The 23,241-nt window shown below is 47.7% G+C and carries 17 protein-coding genes; 8 read left to right on the top strand and 9 right to left on the bottom strand.

The features are described 5' to 3' along the window. The first annotated feature begins 38 nt into the window (after positions 1-38). Positions 39-2,072, top strand: coding sequence for a CopD family protein (locus MRK00_09260; GenBank protein MDR4517558.1), 2,034 nt, complete (start codon positions 39-41; stop codon positions 2,070-2,072). Between the two features lie 31 nt (positions 2,073-2,103). Here MRK00_09260 and MRK00_09255 read toward each other — a convergent pair whose 3' ends face one another. Together MRK00_09255 and ppsA are read right to left on the bottom strand one after the other, a co-directional pair. Continuing rightward, positions 2,104-2,946, bottom strand: coding sequence for a kinase/pyrophosphorylase (locus tag MRK00_09255; protein ID MDR4517557.1), 843 nt, complete (start codon positions 2,944-2,946; stop codon positions 2,104-2,106). Next, complete coding sequence (gene ppsA / locus MRK00_09250) at positions 2,933-5,323, bottom strand: phosphoenolpyruvate synthase (GenBank protein ID MDR4517556.1); 2,391 nt, start codon at positions 5,321-5,323, stop codon at positions 2,933-2,935. Before ppsA ends, MRK00_09255 begins: the two co-directional genes overlap by 14 nt. A 431-nt stretch (positions 5,324-5,754) precedes the next feature. Between ppsA and MRK00_09245 the strand changes: the two genes are divergently transcribed. Beyond that, positions 5,755-6,069: a hypothetical protein gene (locus MRK00_09245; GenBank protein ID MDR4517555.1), complete on the top strand. Its 315-nt coding sequence runs from the start codon at positions 5,755-5,757 to the stop codon at positions 6,067-6,069. A 187-nt stretch (positions 6,070-6,256) separates the two neighbouring features. Here MRK00_09245 and MRK00_09240 read toward each other — a convergent pair whose 3' ends face one another. The 7 genes from MRK00_09240 to MRK00_09210 all read right to left on the bottom strand — a co-directional run bounded on the left by MRK00_09240 (position 6,257) and on the right by MRK00_09210 (position 13,321). After that, a complete protein-coding gene (locus MRK00_09240; GenBank protein MDR4517554.1) occupies positions 6,257-7,174 on the bottom strand; it encodes an FAD:protein FMN transferase in 918 nt (305 codons plus the stop codon). A 64-nt stretch (positions 7,175-7,238) separates the two neighbouring features. Next, complete coding sequence (locus MRK00_09235) at positions 7,239-9,977, bottom strand: DUF3570 domain-containing protein (GenBank protein MDR4517553.1); 2,739 nt, start codon at positions 9,975-9,977, stop codon at positions 7,239-7,241. Between the two features lie 16 nt (positions 9,978-9,993). After that, on the bottom strand, positions 9,994-10,182 hold the full coding sequence (locus MRK00_09230) for a DUF4266 domain-containing protein (protein ID MDR4517552.1): 189 nt from the start codon (positions 10,180-10,182) through the stop codon (positions 9,994-9,996). Positions 10,183-10,238: 56 nt separating this feature from the next. Next, positions 10,239-10,772, bottom strand: coding sequence for a TlpA family protein disulfide reductase (locus tag MRK00_09225; protein MDR4517551.1), 534 nt, complete (start codon positions 10,770-10,772; stop codon positions 10,239-10,241). A gap of 26 nt (positions 10,773-10,798) precedes the next feature. Further along, the gene (locus tag MRK00_09220) at positions 10,799-11,263 is read right to left on the bottom strand and encodes a hypothetical protein (protein ID MDR4517550.1); all 465 of its coding nucleotides are present in this window, start codon (positions 11,261-11,263) and stop codon (positions 10,799-10,801) included. A gap of 243 nt (positions 11,264-11,506) precedes the next feature. Next, positions 11,507-12,268: a hypothetical protein gene (locus MRK00_09215; protein ID MDR4517549.1), complete on the bottom strand. Its 762-nt coding sequence runs from the start codon at positions 12,266-12,268 to the stop codon at positions 11,507-11,509. Positions 12,269-12,532: 264 nt separating this feature from the next. Continuing rightward, complete coding sequence (locus MRK00_09210) at positions 12,533-13,321, bottom strand: hypothetical protein (protein ID MDR4517548.1); 789 nt, start codon at positions 13,319-13,321, stop codon at positions 12,533-12,535. A gap of 521 nt (positions 13,322-13,842) precedes the next feature. Between MRK00_09210 and MRK00_09205 the strand changes: the two genes are divergently transcribed. The 6 genes from MRK00_09205 (at position 13,843) to MRK00_09180 (ending at position 23,240) form a co-directional block, all read left to right on the top strand. Beyond that, the gene (locus MRK00_09205; GenBank protein ID MDR4517547.1) at positions 13,843-14,019 is read left to right on the top strand and encodes a hypothetical protein; all 177 of its coding nucleotides are present in this window, start codon (positions 13,843-13,845) and stop codon (positions 14,017-14,019) included. Positions 14,020-14,880: 861 nt separating this feature from the next. Further along, a complete protein-coding gene (locus MRK00_09200; GenBank protein MDR4517546.1) occupies positions 14,881-16,431 on the top strand; it encodes a fused MFS/spermidine synthase in 1,551 nt (516 codons plus the stop codon). 1,138 nt (positions 16,432-17,569) lie between these two features. Further along, a complete protein-coding gene (locus MRK00_09195; protein ID MDR4517545.1) occupies positions 17,570-20,068 on the top strand; it encodes an FtsX-like permease family protein in 2,499 nt (832 codons plus the stop codon). Positions 20,069-20,086: 18 nt separating this feature from the next. Continuing rightward, a complete protein-coding gene (gene hemW, locus MRK00_09190) occupies positions 20,087-21,316 on the top strand; it encodes a radical SAM family heme chaperone HemW (protein ID MDR4517544.1) in 1,230 nt (409 codons plus the stop codon). Positions 21,317-21,327: 11 nt separating this feature from the next. Next, positions 21,328-22,131: a formate/nitrite transporter family protein gene (locus MRK00_09185; GenBank protein ID MDR4517543.1), complete on the top strand. Its 804-nt coding sequence runs from the start codon at positions 21,328-21,330 to the stop codon at positions 22,129-22,131. Between the two features lie 275 nt (positions 22,132-22,406). After that, positions 22,407-23,240: a phosphate/phosphite/phosphonate ABC transporter substrate-binding protein gene (locus tag MRK00_09180; protein ID MDR4517542.1), complete on the top strand. Its 834-nt coding sequence runs from the start codon at positions 22,407-22,409 to the stop codon at positions 23,238-23,240. Position 23,241 lies beyond the last annotated feature (1 nt).

Here is a 23,241-nt window from a genome sequence, read left to right as displayed (position 1 = left end):
AGAAGCGCATTGATATTACTTATTTTTATTACAATAATATGATTGAAATCATTCATTATTCTGCACGCTGGATTCAATTAACCGCTAATTTGATTCTATTCGGCAGCTGTGTTTTTCTTGCCATTGCCTGGCATAAACGAGCTGTATTGGAAACACCGTCTTCCTGGCTAACCCGTCTGGAAAAAAGCTTTCCCTGGCTGGCTGCCGCCGTTGTCCTGGGACTTGTCGGCATTCTCGCCTCAACAACCGGAGAAGCCACGGGTAATACCGCAAATGCCTGGGACCCGGCAGCCTGGTTGAATTTTGTACAAAAAACACAGGTCGGATTGATTAACGCCATCCGCGTAGCGTTAGCCATTTTTCTGCTTGGCAGCATTGTAATCATTCTGCATAAAACACGGACGCGATGGCATTATGTCTTGTGCGCTGTTGCAGCGTCGCTTCCCCTGATAGCCGGTACATTTGTCAGCCATTCAAGTGCAGATGAAATGTCGTTTGCTGCGATTGCGCCGTTTGCATTGCATATTCTGTTGGCCGGAACATGGTTTGGCGCATTGCCCGCTTTTCTGCTGATTATTTTCAGCAGCAACCGGGAGCTTGACAAAGTAACACGGGTATTAAACGTCACCTACCTGGAAAAATTCTCTGCCATGGCGCTGCCTGTAATGGTTTTACTGGCGGTAACGGGATTGATCGTGACCGATCGCATGATCGACGATTACTATCACACACTGGTGTCCAGTCCTTATGGCTGGCTGTTAAATCTCAAACTGACAATATTGAGTATTATTCTGGTCATCGCCTATCGCGCGCGCTACACCTGGCTGCCTTTACTGTCCCAGCTTGATGTTACCGATTCAATAAAATGCAGCGCAATCCATCTCAAGAAATGGGTGCGTATCGAATTTATACTGGCGCTTTTGTTGTTGCTAGTCGCGATCATTTTATCCAATACGCTGCCCGCCAAGCATGACATTATCGAGAACTGGCCATTTCCATTCCGTTTTGCAATTGATACGGTATCGGAAGAATCCATCGCAGAAGAATTGTTTTGGTTCGGCTCCGCCTTGTTTCTTATCGCTTTGAGTGTTTTCTGGATCGGCATAAAACTGCGCTGGAACTGGAAGGCGAAAATGCTCGCCCCGTGCGCGCTGGCGATCACGGCATTGGGCATCGCGTTACCGCCAATCACTATCGAGGCGTACCCTGAGACATATTTAAAGCCGCTTATCCCGCTCGACGCCATATCCATATCGAATGGTGCGCAACTGTATGCCGAACATTGCGCCGATTGTCATGGCCCGCAAGGCAAAGGCAATGGCAAACTTGCCCAGACACTATCAACCGAACCGACCGACCTGTTGACCGAACCCCATACAGTCAGACATACCGTCGGTAATTTTTACCACTGGATTGCCCACGGACTTCCCGGAACCGATATGCCCGGTTTTTCTGAAAGTCTTGAGGAAGAGGATATCTGGGATGTCGTGAATTTTCTCCATATCCTGTCACGCGGTTTTGATGCACGCCTGTTGGGCACCATGATTCTCCCAATGCGGCCGGCCGTTGCATCGCCTGTTTTTTTCTATTCCGCCAATGACGGCTCCGGTGGCGATTTAAAGGATTTTCGATTCAAAAAAAATGTTATTCTTGTGTTCTTTTCCTGGCCGCAATCGGATCAGCGTCTCATTCAATTAAAACACTTTTATGAACGGCTCACGCGTGATCACAACACCGAGGTTCTGGCCATTCCCTTGCAACAACTCACCGAAGCGGAACTTGAAACGATTACCGGCATTGTCCCCTTCCCCATTGTTACCGAAGGCTGGTCTGAAATAGGGGGTGCCTATTCGCTGTACCGCAGGGTCAGAACCGTACCGGACCTGAACGGCCCGGGCCTGAAACCAATGCATATGGAGTTCATGATCGACCGCTTTGGCTACATGCGCGCACGATGGAATGCGCAATTCGAAGGCTTTGGCTGGCAAAACTACTCTGTACTTGCGCAACAATTGGGCATGCTCAATGAGGAAGACGAGATTATGCCGCCCCCCGGAGACCACGCCCACTGAAGCATGATATACGATGCCGCCCGGTACTTACTCAACCATAGAGTTGGCGTTTGAGTCCGCAGCGGTTCAGGATAATCGCACTGATTTCCTCAATGGAAATATATGTGGTATCCAGATAAGGAATATCGAATAATCCATACAGGGATTCCTGCCATTGTATTTCCTTCCGGCATTGATCAAGCGAAGCATACTGACTGTTCGGACGGCGTTCGTTGCGTATGGAATGCAATTGCGCTGCACCGAGGGTCAAACCGAACAATTTCTTCCTGATATTTTCAGAAGCCAAAGCTTTTGGCAGCTGCAAGTCATGCATATCGTCCGGCGTCAACGGATAATTCGCCGCAGCGATACCGTATTGCAATCCCAGATACAGGCAAGTGGGCGTCTTACCGGAGCGCGACACACCGATCAGTATAATCTCGGCCGCTTCAAAATTTTTCGGATTGATTCCGTCATCATGCGCCAGAACATAATTGATGGCTGCAATGCGTTTAAAATAGGACAGATGATGCTGAAGACCATGTGAGCGTCCGGCCATGCGGGCAAACGGCTGATGCAATTCTTCCTCGATAGAACAAATAAATGTCTCAAAGAAATCGAACATTCGGCAATTTGCCTGTCTGATAACTTCGATGATCTCCGGATTCAGCAATGTGCTAAATACCAATGGCTTTTGCCCATCACGCTGGGCCGCTTCATTTATCCAGTGTGAAACATGCCTTGCTTTGTCGATTTCTTCCAGAAACGGCACATTAACCGTTTCCCATTCAATACCATCAAACTGGGTCAACAGGCTATGTCCGAGCGTTTCAGCTGTAATACCGGTACGGTCGGATAAATAAAAGACAGTCCGTTTTTGTCTAGGGGGTGTCATCATGTGTTATTTTCGCCAAATCCAGCCATGTCTGCGTCACTGAATCGGGATTAAGCGACAGGCTGCTGATTTTCTTTTCAAATAACCAGGCCGCGAAATCCGGGTAATCCGAAGGCCCTTGTCCGCAGATACCGATATACTTGCCTTGTTTGTGGCAGGCGTCAATCGCCATTTTCAACAATTTCTTGACGGCTGGATTGCGCTCATCGAACAAATGGGATACCAGCGCGGAATCCCGATCGATACCCAATGACAATTGCGTCATATCATTGGATCCGATGGAAAAACCATCGAAATACTGTAAAAATTCTTCAGCAAGTAGCGCATTGGACGGAATTTCGCACATCATAATCAGTCGCAAACCGTTTTTTCCACGCTCGAATCCCTGTGAAGCAAGCAGCGCGGTCACCTGTTCCGCTTCATCGAGTGTACGGCAAAAGGGGATCATGATTTCAACATTCGTTAACCCCATATCGTCACGCACCTTGCGCAAAGCCTTGCATTCGAGTTCAAAACAATCGCGGAAATCATCGGAAAGATAACGCGATGCGCCGCGAAATCCGATCATGGGATTCTCTTCGACAGGTTCATAGTGCTTGCCTGCAATCAGATTGGCGTACTCGTTCGATTTGAAATCGGACATGCGCACAATAACCGCATGCGGATAAAAAGCGGCCGCTAGTGTTGCGATCCCTTCTGTCAATTTCTCCACATAAAAACCGACGGGACTTTCATAGCCGGCGACACGTTTGTCGATTTCAGTTTTCAAATCGTCTGACAAGTGATCATATTCCAGCAGTGCCTTTGGATGAATGCCGATCATGTTGCTGATAATGAACTCAAGCCGCGCCAGTCCGATGCCCTGATTGGGCATACGCGAAAATGAAAAGGCATACGACGGGTTACCCACATTCATCATGACTTTTACCGGCAATTCGGGCAATGCGCCGGTGTCTGCAACGGTATGCTCATAGTGCAGCAATCCTTCATAGACAGAGCCGGTGTCACCCTCAGCGCAGGAAACCGTAATAGCCGCGCCATCCTGGATGCATGCGGTGGCATCGCCACACCCCACTACCGCAGGAATTCCCATTTCACGGGCGATAATCGCAGCATGACAGGTACGGCCGCCACGATTGGTTACAATTGCCGCCGCCCGCTTCATAATCGGTTCCCAGTCCGGATCGGTCATATCGGTTACCAGCACATCGCCCGCCTGGATTTTATCCATCTGGTCGATGCTGCCAATCAGACGCGCCGTTCCCTGGCCAATTTTTTGTCCGATTGCACGGCCTTCCGTCAACACATTGCCTTTGTCTTTCAGTCTAAAACGTTCCAGAATCATATTTTTCTGGCTTTCAACCGTTTCAGGCCGCGCCTGCACAATATACAGTTGACCATCGATTCCATCCAGCGCCCACTCAATATCCATCGGACGCCCGTAATGCTGCTCAATAATCAGGCTTTGCCGCGCCAATGCCTCCACCTGGTTATCCGACAAGGAAAATCGCTGGCGCCGGTCAATATCCACTTCGCGCGTAACCGTTGCTGCATTCTTGACATCCGTTTTGTCAGCATAAACCATCTCGATGGCTTTTGTACCCAGGCGCCGGGAAAGAATTGCCGGATTTCCGGCCGCCAATCCACGTTTATACACATAAAATTCATCCGGATTGACGGTACCCTGAACAATGGTTTCACCCAAACCGTATGCAGCGGTTATAAATATGGCGTCGCGAAAACCGGATTCAGTGTCCAGGGTAAACATGACACCGCTTGCGCCCAGATCGCTGCGCACCATTTTTTGTATACCGGCCGACAAATACACCTTGTCATGCGGAAAATTCTGGTGCACGCGATAGGCAATGGCGCGATCGTTATACAATGAAGCAAAAACAATTTTGATCGCTTCCATAAGTTGATCCTGACCGCAAACATTCAATAATGTTTCCTGTTGCCCTGCAAATGACGCATTGGCCAAATCTTCGGCGGTTGCCGAGGAACGCACCGCGAAAGAAACCGACTCATTACCCGCACTGCTGCCGGCAAGTTTCTCATACGCGTCTGAGACCGCCTGCCAAATTACATCCGGCAACACGGCATCGCAAATCCATCCGCGTATCGTCTTACCCGCAGAGGTCAATGCATTGATGTCGTCAACATCCAATCCGGCCAATGCGTTGTTGATACGGTCAACGAGATCATTAGCCACCAAGAATTCGCGATAAGCTTCAGTTGTTGTTGCAAAACCAGAGGGCACATTAACGCCCGCCTGAGTAAGATGGCTGATCATTTCTCCAAGTGAAGCGTTTTTACCGCCCACATGATTCACATCATTCATAGTCAATTGATCAAACCATATAATATATTTATTCATTTCATGAAGACTCCTATCAATCCATGGTGTTTTTTGCTATCGAGAATCCGGATTTGTTCCTGAAAATGAAACCACCCGTTCCCTCATTAAAATATTTTGCCTGTGTTTTATAGCGTTGCAATCTGAGAAATTCTGTCACTGGTCGCGATCTACGCCCGTAACAATTGATGCTCAAAAAGCCTTATTCTCATTACATGCCTGACATATAGAAAAAATGTTCCTGTATTCGAGGCGAATTCTTCGCAAGCGATGAAATTTAATAATTTTAAAACTGTCAAAATTAAATCACTTGCCGCTTCTGAAAAATGATCAGCACTAAACTGATTGATTTTTCTGATAATATCGAAGTCTCATTTTTTTATTTAGTGAGGATAGCTATGTACCCGCTTAAAATGATCTTCATAACATGCTTTTCCCTGATAGTGCTGATAATGGCTGAAAATGTTCTTGCACAGCGAATAATAAGCATTAACGGTGTATTACTCAACCAACAACAAGCTGCCGAGTTAGATCAACTGGCAGGCGGATTTGTTCAAAATGGTCATTACTGGATTAATTATAATACGGGTACATGGGGCTATATAGGCAATCCTCAACCTCAAGGCTATTTGGGCGGAAATCCAGTCCAGGGCGGCAGTCCGGCGGACAGTTACAGCGGCGACAATTATCGCGGCCCCTTTGGCGATTACATGACCGATGGAGCCTGTTCATTTGTAAATGGCGTTCCCGTTGGTAACTGCGATTAATGTCCTTACCAATAAACTCTGGCTAGAAACGCCGTCCGATTCATGACACGAAAGCTCCGTGCTTTTGTACAGCAAACCCCATACAGTTTGGGCCATGAACCTGCAAATATTCGCGACGCAGCGTATGCTGTCATCAGACTGGAACACGGTATCGCATGATAACCAGTCAATTCAACAAGGACCCGATTCAGCTTAATGATTGCTCAATCATGGTTCCTCCAACTTTTCCTTCAACATCAACCCATACATGTGGAAGCCCCAACTCGGATAACCATTCAGGTCCCTGTAATTCCTTGAGCATACCGATTGTAGAAGCACTGCCGGCGACGACGCAAAACTCGCCAGCGACACTGACAGCGGCCATATGCCTTACCGGCCAGCCGGTTTTCGGGTTGAGCACATGACCGTAGCGTACGCCGTTGAGCGTGATGCAACGCTCATAATCGCCGCTGCTGGCCAGTGCGCCTTTATCGAACAATACTGTTTTCAGCGCTGCGCCGGATTGTCGCGGATGTCGAATGGCAACCCGCCAGGGAGCGCCGTCCGGATGCGCCCCAATGATTTTAATATCTCCCCCCAGGTTGACAATGCCATGATAAATACCTGCGTCCATGCATAAGGCGGCCGCCCGGTCAACGGCATATTCCTTGACCACGCCGCCAAAATCGATCTCCATACCGGGAACATCGAATGACAAAACCGGCCGCTTCCATCTGAGCCGATGCCAGCCTATTTTTTCTTTGATCCGGTCGATCGCCTTTTCCGTTGGCAATATTCCAGATTTAAAATCCCAGACCTTGCGCAGAATGCCAGAAGTAATATCAAACAGACCATCGCTTTGTTGATAACAGGTCGCTGCATAATCGAGCAACCCGGCGGTTTCCTCATCCACGGCAATTTCACCGCCGATGCCAGCAGCACGATTGATTTCTGACAAGAAACTGTCATCCCGGTAACGTGAATACAGCTTCTCCAAACGACTGACATCATCAATGGCCAATTTGGCTGCGTCATACCCTGTTTTCTGGCTTTTAGCGTATAACTGAATGGCACAAGGCGACCCCATTGCATTGAAGTCAAAATGATAATATTTCAGTTTAGCCATTGGTTTAGCGTAAACCAGTTCAGGAAGCCAAGTCCAGACGAATTAAAATGCAGCATCCGAAATTTTAGAAATGATAACTCCACGATGCAGCCAATGCACCCTTGCGGTCTAACTGAAAACCATTGACATCGGTATGTACCGGTTGCAACCATTCAAAACCGAAATGATTGCCCGCAAACCGCCCGCCCGGTATAACCGCATTGACGCCCACTCCGATATTCCAGAACTGCCCGCCATAATTCGCCGGGAAATCCATTGGGCCTATGCGCGCGTTAAATGAATTGAAGTCGCCGTGAATCCGGTCTTGCAGGGTATAAAGACCGCGAACGGAAGCCGTCAACCAGTGCGTCAGGTCAAACCCTGTCCAGGTTGTCGCCTGAAAAAGATCACCGAGACGATAGCCGGCGTCATTTTTTTCTTCCATACGTTTGACGCCGCTTACCTGCGTCCCCCAGGACCAGCGGTTGTGTTCGCCCGTATAAGTCAGGCTGGGCACAAAATCCCAGGTACCGCTGCCAAGTTGCATGCCAAAATGTATCGATCCGCCGTCAACTTTAAAAACGCGCCGAAGCTGCAAGTCAGTCTTCCCCGATGGCGCGCTGAATCCCAGACCGGCATGCAGACGGTGTCCCGGTTTTTCATAGAGTTTGATCAACGAGGCCATCAACGTATCGCCGATTACACCCGTAGCATGCCCCCCAAAATGTTGATGCTCTTCCGCAGTTGGCGGGGGCCTACCGTCAAGTTCGCGAAGGTTCATTTCCATATCCATGAAACGCGGCATCAGCATCAAGTTCAACCAACGGGTCGGCGCATACATGATATCGAGCATATGCATGCGCATATCCATGTCGGCCGGTGCAAAAGCACATAAATTATCGTCGCTGCAACCCTGATTGACAATTGTTGAATCGCTGACGGTATTGGAACCGTGCAGCATTTTTCCGGCCATACGGCTGTACATGAAGCGGTAGCCCAGCATGAATTCACCGGCATTGTCCAGCATATGCGCAAACATGACGCCTGCCGGTTGGCCATGTTTCTGTTTGTGTGTTGACGGCTGACTTTCGCCATGATGCGAGTGCTGATGAATGCGGTTACCTGAACCCGGCAATCGCATCGATTCCAGATTCAATTTCAAAGCGGCATTAGCAACATAGTAATCGAAATCGGCAAAACCGTTTCCGCCGTCACCACCGAGTTTAAAGGAACTCGCGCGCGTGTAATATTCGAAACCGGCTTCCAGCGAAACACCCCGTGCAAACTGCTTATTAAGAGTGACGCCGCCGCTAAGCGAACCAAAACCCGCCAGGCGGTGATCGCTGGAAAAATTATCCGGCAACTGCCCGGAATCGAACGCAATCGTCTTCGGTTGCACTCTGATCGTCGATTCGTCAACCAGATTGCCGGCGCCATCGAGCAGATTAAAATTATCATCCCTAAAATACTCGATGTCGGTGTTTAATGAATCGACCCAGATTTCCCGGCCCTGGCTATCGAGCGCCTGACTGGAGAATTTTTGCTGGGAAATCAGAAATGGATCATAAAAATTTGCTGCGTCCTGTGAGTAGTAGCGTATTCTCGGCGTCAATGTCCAGTTATTGGGCAACGGCTGAATCCAGCTGGCGCTAAACGTATTGGTATTAATCCCCCAGTCATCCGTGGTAAATTTGTAATCCAGATGCAGCGCCGCATCGAACGGATTGATATGCTGAATGTATTTGGTGCTGAACGCAAACTGGTTGCGCTGACCGGGTCGTTGCTCCAGCAAAGCGCGTACATCGCCGGTAACCGGTACGGTCTGACCGTTATTGAGGCTATCCGGATCAACAAAAATAACCGTCATCGCCTTGTACGGATTTTCCAGATAGCCATTGCTATGCGTATAACCAAAATTGGCGTCAACAAGCGCGTGTTTGGTCAGAATTTGCGTCAGACCCAGATTGGCAGACCAGTCCTGACGGTCGCCCCGCAAAATCTCCGAGCCGTCGCCGGGCCGCTTGATCTGGTTTGCAAAAGCTGTTTTGGTCAGATAAGGTGCTGCATCGTGGTCCAGAATGGCGCTGATATTACTGCTGGTATAACCCGCGCCAAACTTCACACTGGTCATTTTCTGATTGAAATCCAGTCGTCCACCCAGATTGCCGAAGCTCGAACGGTAATCCCGTTCCAGTGAAAATCCGGCGCTGGCATTGACGGCCGCATCGTCCCATTCATATCCCAGTCCAAAATTGGCCTGGTTACGTGTTTCCGGTGAAGCGGACGAGAGCACCAATACCGAACGTGTATCTTTGATGCCGGTATTTTTCTGAAGCGGGTTCAGATCGCGGTCCAGCTGTATTTGCGTATTAATAATCGGCGATGCGCCGACAACAGCAACCCCTGTATCGGTATTGCCCAAAATAAACTGGTTGCCATTGGCCGCCAGCGGCGATGTCGTCACAGGCGTCGCACCCGACCAGGTATCCTGGGTATAGTTGAAGGAAAACTTTGCGCGGTCAGTCAGAGAGAATAACCCACTCCCATGCAACACATCCGCGCGTATCGGATTCAGGCTATTCGGCGCACCGAATAGATTTCGATTGCCTTCCTGATACCGGCTGAATTGGAAATTAACATGATCGCCACTTGCGCCCTGCGCGGACGATAGCAACAAGCCGGGCAAAACCACTGCTGCAGATGTCAGCGCCTGAAGCGCCTTGCTTGGTTTCGCAGCCGTTACAACAGGTTTAGTCTGGCGGGCAACAAGTATTTTGTTACGACAATACTGACCAATCTCTGATTTCTTTTTATTTCTGGCCATTTAAAATCGGAAAAACTCAATAACACCCGCATCCACCACCACCGCCAGCGGAATGGGTGCTGGCAGCAGCCTCCCGACTTGAATAATTATGAAATTGAATATGATTTTGCAAAGGTTGAGGATCGATTGCCATCTGAGGCTTGGCAAGATGGCCGCGCTCCCATACGGCAACATGAGCACAGCCTGAAACCGCCGCCGAAAACATAGCAAAGAAAATGATTACACATAACTGCCTCAATGTCATGTTGAAACACTTCAAGGTTAATAATGCAGAAGCTGTTCAACAATCATACGCAGCTCTTCTGTTTCTCCCGGACGAAAACCACGGTGAATATAACGTACCACGCCCTCGCGGTCAATCAGATAGGATGATGGCATCGCAATAACATCGAAATCCTTCGCGCATTGCTTTGTCGGATCCGCAGCAATGGAAAATTCTGCTGAATGTCTGGACAAAAACTTGTCCGCATCGGTGATTTTTTCATCGAGATTAACGCCAATAATTCGCAACCCCTGTTCGCCAAAATCCTGCTGAAGTTGATTCAGAAATGGAAACGATTGCGCGCAAGGCGGACACCAGGACGCCCAGAAATCCACATAAACAACTTCGCCCTTAAATGCTTGCAGATTCTCAGCCGGTGTACCGTCCAATGTCGTCAATTCACATTTTGGCGAAGGTTTATTGGCCAATTGCGCCGCCAGGGAAGCAGTTGTGGCAAAAAATATCAATGAAATTAAAACAGCGCCATATAACAAGCCGTGCGCCGTTAAATTGACAAAATTCTTTTTCATCATGACTTCTGTCCTGTTACTGTTTAGTTTTAGTTAAACTGAGACACAGAAATCTCAGTTCCTGTGTGGATACCGTCGGCAGTGTTACAATGCCATTCAACATCAAAATTACGTGCACCCGCATCTGTCTTGTTGATAATCATGTAATACACACCGGGTCCGCCATGCAACGTGACAAATGGACTGTAGTTTGCGTCACCGGAAACGGTATCCGTGATATTGACCGCTTTATTGCCTTTAAAAATTTGCAAGTTGACCAATAATCCCGGTACCGGCTGCGAATTGTCGCGTATTCTGGCAATCAGGTTTTCAGCCGGACCGTTGCCATCGTCAAAACAGGTGACCAGCGCTACGCCGGTAAATGTTCTGGAAGACCCCGCAGCATCCATCGTAATCCCACTGCCGCCATGCGCACTGCTGAATGTTGCATACCCCAACATACTGCCTGCCAGCAACAGGTTGATATAAATTTTTCTCAAATTTCGAAACCGCATCAGATATTCTCCTTAAGTTACAGGTGCTTTGCCTAGGTTGTCCGCTAGGTTGTCCGCCAAAATCACATAGACAAATCACTGTGGCGCATTGACCTTATAGCACCTACCTTACTGCCTTTAATTATCCTTCTGCGATAAACAAATAGCAATGCGACAAAATGTCGCACCTGTATAAAAAAATCCTGCAAGCCAGTAAAGCTTGCAGGATTTTTTGTTGTATAAACCGTAATCAGTCAATCAGGCTTATGGTCTGGGCCAGAGTTGCTGTCCATTGAGTTTAATCGGCATATCGCGATTAATTTGTGCTGCCGATGCTTTCAATTCTACGGACACGCCTTCTCCACAATTTTCAGGCAGCGGATTGTTTTGCAGATCACGATTGATGGTAAAAGGCGCCGGACCAGGGTCTGTTCCTGTATCGACAGCAAAATGAAGATCGCGATCATACGGTGTACCCAATCCGGCGTGTGTCCACAGTTCAACAGTTCCTTCACCAAACCCATCAACGCCGGTAACTTCACAAATATCTACAATAGATATATTAACCTTTACACTGGTCGCACAGGATGCCGGTTCGATATTTGCCGCCGTGAGCCTGATCGCTGTGGCCACATTCAAGTTATTCGGCATGCCGGGACCGCCGCCCGCCCAGAATCCGACTGAATTACCGTTAGCATCAGACTTTTCGTCCATAAAGTCGAAAGCCGAACGATCGAAAATCATTTGCGCATTATTGCCATAGTTGGTCAGAAAATCTGTAATTGAACCGGTATGCGGCACACCATCCACAAGAATGGTGGAGTCCACGCCATCCGGGAATACTACCGATGTCCCGATGGTACGGGTGTTATCATTACAGGAATGCGAAATTACCAGGTGATTAATGCTGCGCTCACCTTCGGTTGCTGTAGGCACATTCAACCGCGTATGCGCAAACGCGTTTTGACCCAGGCCGATTACTGTAACACCTGTCAAAATACAGGTTAACAACTTCATCTTATTCATCTCTCGATTGTCCTTCTTTATTATAAATTATGTAAATCAATGCTGAATCACTATAGAATCTATAACCGCAGCGACTTACTTCGACTACATTTCTCTTTTTTAGTATCTTGTTATCTGCTATAAAAAACAATGCGACAAATTGTCGCAGCTGTAAACCATGAGCCTAAAAAACAAATAGCCACCAACAAAATGCGGCGGCTATTCGGTAAAAAGGCCAGTGCTATTTCTCGTCTTTACAGAAGACCATTGTTTTAAAATCCGGCATCAGGGCAACGGCCAAACCTGCTGACCATTCATTCTGACCGGCATATCGCGATTCATTTGCGCCGCCGAAGGTACGATCCGCACATCGATACCTGCACCACAACTCTCTGGCAAAGGATTGTTCTCTAAATCGCGTTCCACGGTAAACGTCGCGGGATAATTCCAACCAGGCGCATCGTACGGTGATCCGACATCTGGCGCTGTCCAGAAATCAACATTGGGATTGTCGGGATCCAGGCTATTGATTTCCGCGAGTGAAGTCACCTTGCAGATATTGGCAATGGCTGGAATAAATACGACTGTGTTAGCGCAGGAACCGGGTTGAATGGCCACTGCGGTGATATTAATCGGCAACTGACCGACCCAGTTAGACGCCGGTAACTCACCGCCCGCCGCCCAGAATCCCAAGGGATTGCCCAGGGCATCTTTGATAAACTCTGTATGATCAAACAGATCCCTGCTTTTGATTATCCTGATGAACGGTGGGTTAACAATATAATTCAATGCATTATCACCTTCTGGCGCATCAAACGTCGCAAAACTGTCTGTTGATGTCTGTACGGTTGCGCTGTTGGTATCCGGCAGGAAAAATATATTGCCGATCACTGAATTGTCACCGCAACCGTGCGGAATATTGACCGCTGTTGTAGTCGTACCATGCGCGGCAGAACTTTCCGGCGCTACCGGGACGGTTAAACGGGTATGTGTGAAAGCGTTTTGACTGGCCAGCGTCAAAAAAATCGATGCCACCGCTATTAATGGAAATTTGCCTCTGCAATGACTTGTCATAATTCTTCTCCCATTGAAATATGTCTTTAAGATTGTATTTAAACGCACTAAAACTGTTTATCGTTCTGATTATTGTTGTTTAAAAATTTTGAAAGTGCTCTTTTTCCATCGAACACTTTTTTATCATTATTCAGAAAAAAGAAAAAAACAATGTGACAAATTGTCGCGCCCGCGCATTCAATCCCGTTCATTGAATCATAAACATGCGCCAGATCATAAGGAAGGAAGGGGGTATCGTAAATCGTTTAAGTTACTCGGAATTTTTTCAGGGCTATCAAATTCCAAGTAATTTATTCATAAATCTTTTACAACACCCCCATGGAGGAAAGAGCCATTCAAAAAATTTAATTCGGAACATGCCGCTAATCGAAAATCAATAGGCTGTTGGCCGATTCCGGATAATTTCAGAACGTGTATTACTATCAAACATAATGTTCTGAAAATCAATGTGGCATAATGCCGCAGCGACAGATCTCAAGGATTCCCGGCAAATCCGTCATTGATCAAAAAAGGGGGAAGCGTTGATTATCAGCTTAAGCCAATCTTTGACGGCACCAATAAACGGGGCTATCCAGATCATCAGCACCACAAATTTAAAGCAATCCGTGACCAACGCTTCCGAGAAAATGGAAAATGATAAGATTGATAATGGTGGGAATGTTGATAACAAAAGTTTTCCACAACCAATCATTCATTAAGCAAAAAGGGCTATCCATCGGCTAAAAAAGAATTATCGGCTGCATCAATTTACTGTCGTGCAACATTCCCATGTGACAAAACTGCAATTGCTCAAACAGGCATACACATTAACAGAAAACATTTACAAAAGTTTTGCAGATGTTTTGTCAATGCCGATGCACTGTAAAAACAGTAACTACTATCCCGTAAAGACTGATTAAATGCAATGCGGCATAATGTCGCACCAGTTTTTAGGACATTTTATTTATGGGCACCTCTAAAAATTCAGAGTTTTAAACAAGACGAGGCCAGTTCTTGTTGATAGCAAAAAATATTGACGCAGCATATGATTGATATGTAAGGAGATATTTTTTGTGAATAACAAAGTATTGTGACAAAATATCGATTTTTAGAGATGCCCTTATGGGGGAATGGGATGTTGGCAACGGCCACTCTGATTGCGTTTTTAACGGTATGCAGCTCATAAACATACCAACGCATGCAGAGCAGCCTTCACCAACACACCCATGGAGGAAAAGATACAATAAAGTAATCATCATGTTTCACAAGAAACGAAACACTTTTATTCAGCGCATAACCACAATTCAGAGCGACGCGAGTTACTGAATTCAGTTCATTGACGCCGAATGTTTTTTACTATCCCGCAAAAAGATTAAAGAATCAATGTGACATATTGTCACACGTGACAATATGTCACGCCGGAAATGTCAGGTGCGACAATTTGCCGCATTCTCAGCATCCTGCCTTGTCTATACAATGCAACTTTTTGCAAAAATACGCCGATTGCCATCTCCCCGGCGAACATAGATACCGCCAAGCAAGGCACACAAGCCTCTGAATATCAATAACACTTCAATTCCATGCAAACATTTATCCCGAGTTTTTATAGCCGGATATGGCTTTATTTAACCGTTTTCATCACCGGTGCGGCGGTTATGGTGATCGAACTGCTCGGCACCCGACTGATCGCGCCCTTTTATGGCGCCAGCCTGTATGTCTGGACTTCCGTGATCTCTGTGACACTGATTGCGCTGGCATTGGGCTACTTCATTGGCGGACGCTGGGCCGATCAAACCCGGAACTTCGGCCTGGCATTTATCATTGCCGTGTCCGGTTTTCTGACTTTACTGGTTCCCTGGCTGACCGGACCCGTATTGCTGGCCACCGATCCACTGGGGTTACGGATGGGAACTTTTGTCAGCACGCTGATACTGTTTACGCCAAGCCTGCTTATGTTGGGCATGGTCGGTCCCTTTGCAGTCAAACTGGCCACATCCAGCCTGGAAGGCATCGGCACCAGCACCGGCTCAATTTATGCCGTAAGTACGGTGGGCAGCGTCATCGGCACATTGTTTCTTGGTTTCTACCTGTTTCCGCAGATCGGCTCGCGCGAAATATTTATCGGACTGGGTTTTGCACTCCTGTTTCTGGCGTTATGCGTAGCCTATTTTGAGCGTGAACGCATAAAACTCGCAGTTGCATTACCGGCTGTTGCAACCTTGCTTGTCATCAGCATCGTTTTGTTACCGTTTATCGCCGATTCCGGCACTCAGGCTGTTGACGACGAACGTTATCAAACACGTTTTGAACAGGAAAGCCTGTACGGCTGGGTGCGCGTCATCGACAATCCTGCCGACAATTATCGTTTGCTGATGATGGACGGTTCCACCATCGGCGCGGCCAGCATTAGTCACGATGAGAATGTTCTTGCCTATCAGGAGATCGTTAAGCATTTGCCTGCGCTCGTTTCCGGCATGCGGCATGCTTTACTGGTTGGTCAAGGCGCAGGTCATATGGTCACGACACTCAAACGCTACGGCATACAGACAGACACGCTGGAAATCGATCCGGCGGTTTCCGATGCTGCACGGGATTATTTTAACTTTAGGCCGACCGGAAAAACGATTATCGGCGATGCCCGGTATGAAATCCGCAAACTAAAAGGCCCTTACGATTTAATTATCATGGATGTATTTACAGGCGGCTCCGAACCGGCGCACCTGCTGACCGTTGAATCCATGCGCCAACTACAATCTTTGCTCTCGAACAACGGCATTGTCGCACTGAATTTTGTCTCATTCCTGGAAAACGGCAAAAACGTTGCCCTGGCTTCTGTCAGCAAAACGCTTGCCCGGGTTTTTCCTCATCAGTTATCGTTAATCGCCGAGCCCGACAGGGACTTTAACGACTTTATCTTTATTGCTTCCGGTCAGCCTATCAATCTAGAAACAACGCGCCTAAGCCCACAACAACGCGCCTGGTTCAAGCAGCGAATAATTACCCTGGATCAGAGTTTAGGCACTGTTCTTACCGACAATTACAATCCACTGGAATCGTTACAAGCAAGAAAATCAACCTATTACCGCCAGATGATGGTCGATTCCATCGGGTTGAATCACTTTATTCGTTAACTATCAAACAAACGTTTCTTGAATATGAAAAAATTTTTTAATTATCTTTGCTTACCTGCGCTTTTTTATTTTTTATTTTTAATGAAACAACCCTGAAATTTGAACCGGATATCGCATCATTGGAAGCTGTCTAAAACCATCCGTAAAACTCAATCAAGGTAGCCAAACCATCCAACAAAACAGGCATTCACGGCCCGTCATATCCGGATGAATATTTGTGGAGTAAAACAAAATTGTAGCTACAGGCACTGGCAAGTCGGTCAATAAGCGATCTGGCAGCATTGTTACAGGTGGATTATGCTTTTGGCGCGGGCATGGTGCTGTTGATTCTGACTCTGGACATGGCATTTTTAAAGGGCAACACTATAGCTGGAAGCATGAAATGGTTTGTCCCCTTTGTGCACACAATTTCTACCCTAATGTTAATCGGTGCCGGACTATATATCTGTTACTACTGACTGACAAGCGGTTTGCTTTTTCTATGAAAAGACGGCAAACGTATGCCTACCGGCCGAATACGACCTAAAACTTCAGCACCCGCATCATAATCGTTTATTGCGGTTAATCTTTATTACGAATTAACGGATACAGATACGTATCGAACAGGAAAGTCAGAGGGTGGAAGCGCTGTTTACAAATTGCCGGGTTCAGAATTGATAATCTACGTAACAATAGAGGGCTAACTATATCGTCAAACAAAGATCACCAACACTTCCCGTTATTGCCAAACAGCACTTCCATAGAGGGTCAATGATATTAAACAGCTAATAACTACAGCACTAATTATATAAATTCATGACTTCGACATCACAGTGTACAGTAAATTCCCCTGCACCTGATCAAAGTTCAATTTTCTTTATTTTTTTATGACTATCACGCAAGAATGCCAAAAAAGCAATGCGACAAATTGTCGCACTTGAACTTGAATCTGCGCTTTGGTTTAAATCAACCCAAAGAATTTTGTACCATCCAGCTGTTTTCAAGCCAACTCTAATCTGCAATCAACAGCATGCATCGTTTCTGTCAGTTTGCTTTATAATAAATTGAATATATTAACCCGAGTTTTAAACTTAACTGGCCATCGCGGCATCCAAGTTTCATTACAAACAATTAATCCGTTATCCCAAATAACTCGTTTATGCATTTTTTCAGTTTATCTTTCATCATGTTGCGCCGCGACTGGCGGGCAGGTGAGCTCTATGTTCTGACACTCGCTCTAGTCATCGCTGTCAGCAGCATGACGACTGTCGGCTTTTTTGCCGACCGGGTTGACAAAACATTATCGCGGGAAAGCAATCAGCTCCTTGGCGCGGATTTATTGATTATTTCCACCCGCCCGCTATCAGAACTGTATGGCCAGGAAGCACAACACCGCAGCCTGAAAACCGCAACAGTTACACAATTTCCAAGCATGGTATCGGATGGGGAAAACAACCAGCTGGCGCAGGTCAAAGCCGTTTCCGACGGTTATCCCTTGCGCGGAAAACTCTATCTGGCAGGAACATCCGCCAACCCGGAAAACCGCGCCGCCACCCAGATCCCCGAACAGGGAACACTCTGGGTGGATGAAAAAATGCTGGCATACATGGATCTCAGTCGTGGCGATCTGCTGGAAATCGGCGCCGTTCAGCTCGCAGTGGCCGCGGTCATCACGCGCGAACCCGACCACTCAGTCGGATTTATCCATATGGCGCCGCGCGTCATGATCAATGCAGCGGATTTGCCGGCAACCGGACTTGTCCAGGAAGGCAGCCGTGTCAGCTACCAGTTATTGATAGCCGGTGAATTTTCGGCTGTCGAGTCATACCGCAATTGGGCCAAAGAACAGGTTTCGGCCGTGGAAAGGATTGAAGGCATACGCGATGCACGACCCGAAATCAAGTCGGCGCTCGAACGCGCCGAGAAATTTTTAAATCTAGCCGCGCTGGTCAGTGTTGTTCTGGCGGCAGCAGCGATTGCGCTCGCTGTACGCCGGTTTACGCAACGTCATCTGGACGGCTGCGCGATTATGAGAAGCTTGGGCGCAAGCCAGCAGGGATTGTTCGCGCTTTATTTGTATTATTTTATTGTATTGGGCATAGCCTCCAGTCTCGCAGGATGCCTGATCGGTTATGCGGCTCAGGAAATCCTGTCTGCCTGGCTTTCCGATTTGGCCGACACATCAATGCCGTTGCCAGGCTGGCTGCCCGCCATACATGGTTTTTTAGTGAGTATGGTTTTGCTGCTCGGATTTGCGCTTCCACCGATACTTAATTTACGCAGCGTTCCGGCATTGCGCGTTCTGCGCAGAGATATCGGTTTGCCCAACACCCATAGCATCACCGGTTATCTTCTCGGCCTGTCCACCCTGTCCCTGCTGTTTTTATGGAAAGCCGGCGACCTAAAACTGGGCGCTTACATTATCGCAGGGTTTTCGATCGCGGTTGTCAGTTTCGGTTTGATCGGCTGGCTGCTGGTTAAAGCATTATCGGGTCTGCGCCATCAGGCGGGCGGCGCCTGGCGCTATGGACTCGCAAACATTCGACGGCGCGCATTGTCGAGTATCGTTCAGGCAGTCTCTCTGGGGCTCGGCTTCATGGCGCTGCTGGTGCTGACATTGGTTCAGGATGATTTGATTGAAGACTGGCATACTACGCTGCCACCGGAAGCGCCGAATCATTTTTTAATCAGTATCCAGAAAGATCAGCTCCCTTTACTGGAAAATTTTTTCTCCCGGTATGATATCGACAGTCCGCCTGTTTATCCCATGGTTCGCGCGCGCCTCATAGAAATTAACGGCCAGAAAATCACACCGGAAGATTATGACGATCCCCATGCAGCCAACCATATCAGACGCGATTTCAACTTGTCATGGAGCAGCGAATTGCCGCAAGATAACCTGATTACTCAAGGACACTGGTGGGATGAAACGCATTCTGGTGACGATTCCGTAATATCCGTTGAGGAAGGCATTGCAAAAACTTTACGCGTCAAACTCGGCGACCGCTTGACGTATGATATTGCAGGCAACACGTATACTGCCACTATAACCAGTCTGCGAAAGGTTGAATGGGATTCTTTCCGCGTTAATTTTTTTGTTGTCGCCCCGCCCGGTTTTCTGGAAAATTATCCTGTCAGCTATATCACCAGTTTTTATGTGCCGCCATCTGAAACCAAAATGATGCATGAACTGGTCAGGGAATTTCCAAATATTCTGGTCATCGATGTTGCCGCTGTTGTTAAACAGGTGCAGGAAATGATTCAGCAGGTATCCCGCGCCATTGAATTTGTATTTCTGTTTACATTGCTGGCCGGATTTATCGTTCTGTACGCCGCAATTGCAGCCACACAGGATGAACGTATCCACGAAGCCGCCATTTTCCGAACGCTCGGTGCAAAGCGCGAACAACTGACACGCGCCTGGGCTGCCGAATTTGTCATTCTGGGCAGCCTGGCGGGTTTGTTTGCATCCGCGGGCGCCAGTCTGCTGGGTTACGCCATCGGCAACCATGTATTGCATCTGGCGTATACATTCAATCCGTGGATTTGGGTGACGGGTGTTTTCATTGGTATCGTTGGCGTACTGATTGCCGGCATGCTCGGCACGCGCACGACACTCACAACGCCGCCTTTACTCACATTGCGCAAGATCGGATAAACCGTATCCGTGGCATCGATTATCTCCAAAACGCTGCTCCTGGATTCAAAAGCACCCAGACTCCATGCTTTACCGCCGCTGAGCTTGTACATTCATATTCCCTGGTGCCTGAAAAAATGTCCGTACTGCGATTTTAATTCGCATGCCATCCGCAGCAATACGCCTGTTCCTGAAGACGCCTATGTTACGGCACTGATACGCGACCTGGAATCGATGCTGCCGAACGTCTGGGGACGGCGTTTAACCAGTGTATTTTTTGGCGGCGGCACGCCGAGTCTGTTCAGTGCAACTTCGATTGATAAAATCCTGACATCGGTTAGAACCTTGTTACCGCTCGAGCCAGTCGCCGAGGTTACACTGGAAGCCAATCCGGGCACGTTTGAAGCACAAAAATTTGCTGATTTTCGTGCTGCAGGGATTAATCGTCTGTCTATCGGCATACAGAGCTTCAATGCACTGCATTTACAGGCGTTAGGGCGTGTTCATAACGACCATGATGCCTATAACGCCGTTGAAATCGCCCAGAAAAATTTTGACAATTTTAATCTCGATTTGATGTATGCACTGCCGAATCAACGTGTTGAAGACGCCCGCAAGGATATCCAAACAGCCTGCTCCATGGGTGCTTCGCATATTTCCGCCTACCATTTGACGCTGGAACCCAATACGTTATTTCATCGCTATCCACCGGCACTGCCCGATGACGAACAAACCGCCGAAATGCAGACCGTTATCGAACAAATCCTGACAGGACATGGCTATCATCATTACGAAACCTCCGCCTTTGCAGCGCGTGGCCGGCTATCGCAGCATAATCAGAATTACTGGCTGTTTGGCGATTACCTGGGCATCGGCGCAGGCGCGCACAGCAAAATCAGTTTTGAACATAAAATTATCCGGCAAATGCGGTTTAAACAACCCAATGAATATCTTGAAAAAACAACAACAGCCGGAGCTGGATCGGAAACAGCCGTACAGTCTCAGCATGAGCTGTCGCGAGCAGACCGCAGCTTCGAATTCATGATGAATGCTTTGCGTTTAACCGATGGATTTGAAAGCGCCTTGTTCCACGAACGAACAGGACTGCCGATCACAGTGATTCTTGCGCAACTCGAGGAAGCGGAACATCACGGTTTTATTGAGCGCGATCATCTGCATATCAAGCCGACATTGAAAGGCAGGCGTTTTTTGAATGACTTGCTGCAAATATTTTTGCCGGAATCCGGCAATTCAAACAGGAAAGACTAGGAGAACAGGATGTGGCCTATGTAAAACCGGAAGAAATTGTTGAAAACATGCTGCTTGCGGGCGCGAAAAAAGCACATTTACCGATAAAAGATCTGTTGTTAAGAGGTTTTCTGGCTGGCGCATTCCTGGGGTACGCCACGACACTGGCAATCCTTGCCGCGACGCAAACCGGACTGGGCATTGTAGGCGCGATCGTATTTCCGGTTGGATTTGTCATGATCGTCCTGCTCGGACTGGAACTGGCAACCGGAAATTTTGCGCTCATACCCATTGCCGTCAAAGACAAACAAACCAGTATCGGCCGCCTGTTTTATAACTGGACATGGGTATTACTCGGCAACCTGATCGGCGGCGTCTGTTATGCCTTTTTGTATTACGTTGTCACTACAAAAATGGGGAATATCGACCCCGCATCGATTGCCGCAGCCCAGCGCATTGTTGACATTGCCGAGGCCAAAACAATCGGCTATGCACAATATGGTTTTGACGGCACCGTTTCCGCGTTCACCAGCGCTCTGCTGTGTAACTGGATGGTCACGCTCGGCGCGGTCATGGCATTTTCATCGACCACAACCGGCGGCAAAATTGCCGCGATGTGGCTGCCGATTATGACTTTTTTCGCGCTGGGCTATGAACATGCCATTGTTAACATGTTTCTCATTCCAGCCGGCATGATGTTAAGCGCGAATATTTCCATTTCCGATTGGTGGCTTTGGAACGGCCTTCCCGTCATCGCCGGCAATATTGCCGGCGGCATGCTTTTTACCGGATTTATGCTTTACTGGGCATTCAAAACATCTGTAAATAAAAACTGATGAGCGCCTCTAAAAATTCATAATTCTAAACAAGACGAGGCCAATTCTTGTTGATAGCAAAAAATTTTGACGCGGCATATGATTGATATGTAAGGAAATATTTTTTGTAAACAACAAAGTATTGTAACGAAGTATGGATTTTTAGAGGTAGCCTGATAATGAAATCTTAACCGCACCTTTGCACCGCTTTCATGACCATTCATACCGGACATGAAACTATATGTGGTCATTCAGGCCTAAAATATGTGTTATTGATCGTTTTTGCAGAAATTGATATGTTAAAGAAACTGTTTGTGCTCACACTTTTTGTTTCGGTTTTTGGCGTTATCCAGGATTCCAAAAATGCATGGGCGGAACAAACAGAATATACTTTTGGCGTTGTGCCGCAGTATGAGATTCGGAAACTGGCCGCTATCTGGTTGCCCATACTCACTGAACTGGAAACACGGACAGGCCTGAAATTCAGGCTGGCCGGAGCCTATAACATTCCTGACTTTGAAGACAATTTCATCAAGGGTGATTTTGACTTTGCCTACATGAATCCTTATCACTCACGGCTTGCGCACAAGAATCAGGGATACACACCGCTGGTACGCGATGATGGCCAGCGGCTATTTGGGATTCTCGTAACCAGCAAAACGAGCGGGCTCGAAAACGTACAGCAACTGGAAGGAAAAAAAATTGCATTTCCCGCGCCCAATGCCCTCGGCGCTTCATTGGTCATACGTGCCGACCTTGATCAGCTATATCAACTGTCCTACCAGCCCAAATATGTCCATACGCATTCTTCAGTATATTTGAATGTGGCGCTGGGCAAAGTCGCCGCAGGCGGCGGCGTGATGGGAAGCCTGAGCACTCAACCGGATGAAATCAAAGACAAGCTTGTCGTTCTTTATAAAACGCGTAGCATGGCATCTCATCCTGTCGTGGCGCACCCCAGAGTACCACCGGAACATCAGGAATTGGTCAGGAAAGCATTTCTGGAAATTGGCGAAACGCAAAATGGCGCGCGTTTATTGGCAAAAATTCCTATCAGGCATATTACCGCCGCAGCCCCAGCCGATTATCAAGAATTGAATGAATGGGGACTCGAACATTATGTAGAATAAT

Origin of the sequence: Nitrosomonas sp., assembly GCA_031316255.1 — a bacterium.
Taxonomy (GTDB): Bacteria; Pseudomonadota; Gammaproteobacteria; order Burkholderiales; family Nitrosomonadaceae; genus Nitrosomonas.
This window is presented reverse-complemented; position numbering and strand designations above follow the sequence as displayed.

What these genes read in the sequence shown, in the direction of transcription:
- MRK00_09260 (MDR4517558.1), top strand. Translation starts at nt 39, where the DNA reads ATGATTGAAATCATTCATTATTCTGCACGCTGGATTCAATTAACCGCT.
- MRK00_09255 (MDR4517557.1), bottom strand. Translation starts at nt 2,946, where the DNA reads ATGACACCCCCTAGACAAAAACGGACTGTCTTTTATTTATCCGACCGT.
- ppsA (MDR4517556.1), bottom strand. Translation starts at nt 5,323, where the DNA reads ATGAATAAATATATTATATGGTTTGATCAATTGACTATGAATGATGTG.
- MRK00_09245 (MDR4517555.1), top strand. Translation starts at nt 5,755, where the DNA reads ATGGCTGAAAATGTTCTTGCACAGCGAATAATAAGCATTAACGGTGTA.
- MRK00_09240 (MDR4517554.1), bottom strand. Translation starts at nt 7,174, where the DNA reads ATGGCTAAACTGAAATATTATCATTTTGACTTCAATGCAATGGGGTCG.
- MRK00_09235 (MDR4517553.1), bottom strand. Translation starts at nt 9,977, where the DNA reads ATGGCCAGAAATAAAAAGAAATCAGAGATTGGTCAGTATTGTCGTAAC.
- MRK00_09230 (MDR4517552.1), bottom strand. Translation starts at nt 10,182, where the DNA reads ATGTTTTCGGCGGCGGTTTCAGGCTGTGCTCATGTTGCCGTATGGGAG.
- MRK00_09225 (MDR4517551.1), bottom strand. Translation starts at nt 10,772, where the DNA reads ATGATGAAAAAGAATTTTGTCAATTTAACGGCGCACGGCTTGTTATAT.
- MRK00_09220 (MDR4517550.1), bottom strand. Translation starts at nt 11,263, where the DNA reads ATGCGGTTTCGAAATTTGAGAAAAATTTATATCAACCTGTTGCTGGCA.
- MRK00_09215 (MDR4517549.1), bottom strand. Translation starts at nt 12,268, where the DNA reads ATGAATAAGATGAAGTTGTTAACCTGTATTTTGACAGGTGTTACAGTA.
- MRK00_09210 (MDR4517548.1), bottom strand. Translation starts at nt 13,321, where the DNA reads ATGACAAGTCATTGCAGAGGCAAATTTCCATTAATAGCGGTGGCATCG.
- MRK00_09200 (MDR4517546.1), top strand. Translation starts at nt 14,881, where the DNA reads ATGCAAACATTTATCCCGAGTTTTTATAGCCGGATATGGCTTTATTTA.
- MRK00_09195 (MDR4517545.1), top strand. Translation starts at nt 17,570, where the DNA reads ATGCATTTTTTCAGTTTATCTTTCATCATGTTGCGCCGCGACTGGCGG.
- MRK00_09180 (MDR4517542.1), top strand. Translation starts at nt 22,407, where the DNA reads ATGTTAAAGAAACTGTTTGTGCTCACACTTTTTGTTTCGGTTTTTGGC.